Raw genomic sequence first — 1,709 nt, forward strand, 5'->3', positions numbered from 1 at the left:
CCTTGGTTACACTTTAAAGGTGAGCCTGAGCGTATTGAAAAACTAACCTGGAAATACAAAGCAAAGCGTTTAGCACTGCAGTTGTTTATGGGAATACCTTAAAGATGATTATATTTATAGCATGCAACTGGGATTCTGATAATAATTAAAAATGGAATTTAAACCTAGGTGGCACAAGTGCTGTCTAGGTTTATTAAAGCAAAGGAACCTGATGCAAAAAAATAATTACTTTGGTGTTGGAATAATGCCAAAGAAAACGAAGTTTAATCGCTTCTTTGAAGCTCACCGAATAATAAATAAGGGAAGCGAATTTAGAGGGTTATGCTTTTTTCGACGTTGGCTAAATCAAGATAGGCATATTTACGCGAATAAAAAAGAGCAATATAAAATAGCGCCTTGTGGCAATAACCCTATAAAAGCCATTTTATTTGGGCCAATGGCTATAGGGGCTGTATTAAGCTTTGTTACATTAATTAGTATTTTATCACTTCCATTTTATGATGAGGGTGAAAAATATCAGTGGTGGATACCACTTGTTACCTTTTCTTGGAATTTATTCTTCTTAAATTTATTACCGATCACAGCAAGATACATACCAGATAGGGTGATGTACCTTGATAGGCAAAACCAAACGGTCGGGTTTACTTTTGATATACCAGGTTGTGAACAACGCGATGAGTTAGGTAACTGTTGTTTTAGATGGGAAGAGGTTGTTTGCAGGTTAACCTCGAAAATGGGCACGCCGGGTGTAATGAATTACTTTCCAGAAATTAGTCATATTGATCAAGATAAGTACCCTAAAACAATAGTAACCGGTTCAGTTGTAGAACTTTCAGCCAATCCAGTGCATTGTTATTTATTGTGGGAGTGTTATGTACGCTTTATGGATTTAAGTAAGCCCTTGCCTGATGTACCAGAATACGAAAAGCACCGACATCTAGACTTTATCACAGCTGAATTTGATAAGAGGAATAATCGGCCTGATGAGTTTTGGTCCTCATTTTCGTTTTCGCAGCAATTAGAAATTGAAGAGGAAATTCTGAGTGAAGCATTTCCATTTGATTGGCTTAAAGGTAGAGAGCGTGAAGAAGTAATTAAACCTTGGCTGCATTGGAAAGCAGAACCAGAGCGCATAGAGCAATTAACGTGGAAATATAAAGCAAAGCATCTTGCGCTTCAGCTTTTTATCGGTTTTCCTTGAGGTTACTAACCCTTCACCGTTTATGGTAAGTTAACAAATAGAAAAGGATTTCAAATCTAGGTCTTCCAAATTCCCTAGGTAAGCAAAGTAAAGGGCTCTAATGCAAAATAATGACTACCTAGCTGTTGATATCATGCCTAAAAAAACGCGGTTTAATTGTTTTTTTTACCCTGAGAGATTAAATAGCCTCAAGAAAAAATTCAAAGGTTTATGCTATTTATATGATTTACCTGCAAGAAAGCAAAAAGCAATACAAAAACATCCAGAGCGATATAAAATAGAAATGTGCGGGAATAGTCCCGCTAGAGCTTTGCTTTTTGGTCCTATGGCTATTGGCTTTGTTTTAAGTTTGTTATTTTTATTCTCTTGTATTGTGATGACTTACTCCGAGGAGCCTTATCATTGGTGGGTGCCGGCACTTACTTTTTCGTGGAATCTGTTTTTTCTTAATTTACTGCCACTAACAGACAGTTACATCCCCAAAAAACAAATATACTTTGACAGAAAA

At 36.5% G+C, this 1,709-nt stretch carries 1 protein-coding gene and 1 pseudogene; both read left to right on the forward strand.

All coding sequences use genetic code 11. From position 1 onward, the window contains the following. Positions 1–211: 211 nt before the first annotated feature. Positions 212–1,201 (forward strand): hypothetical protein, encoded by a 990-nt coding sequence (locus GQR46_RS19355; RefSeq protein ID WP_165742161.1) that lies wholly within the window; start codon positions 212–214, stop codon positions 1,199–1,201. Between the two features lie 100 nt (positions 1,202–1,301). Further along, positions 1,302–1,709: pseudogene (locus GQR46_RS19360) on the forward strand (hypothetical protein); the annotation flags it as partial.

The organism is Pseudoalteromonas sp. Z1A6, assembly GCF_011378745.1.
Lineage (GTDB): Bacteria > Pseudomonadota > Gammaproteobacteria > Enterobacterales > Alteromonadaceae > Pseudoalteromonas > Pseudoalteromonas arctica.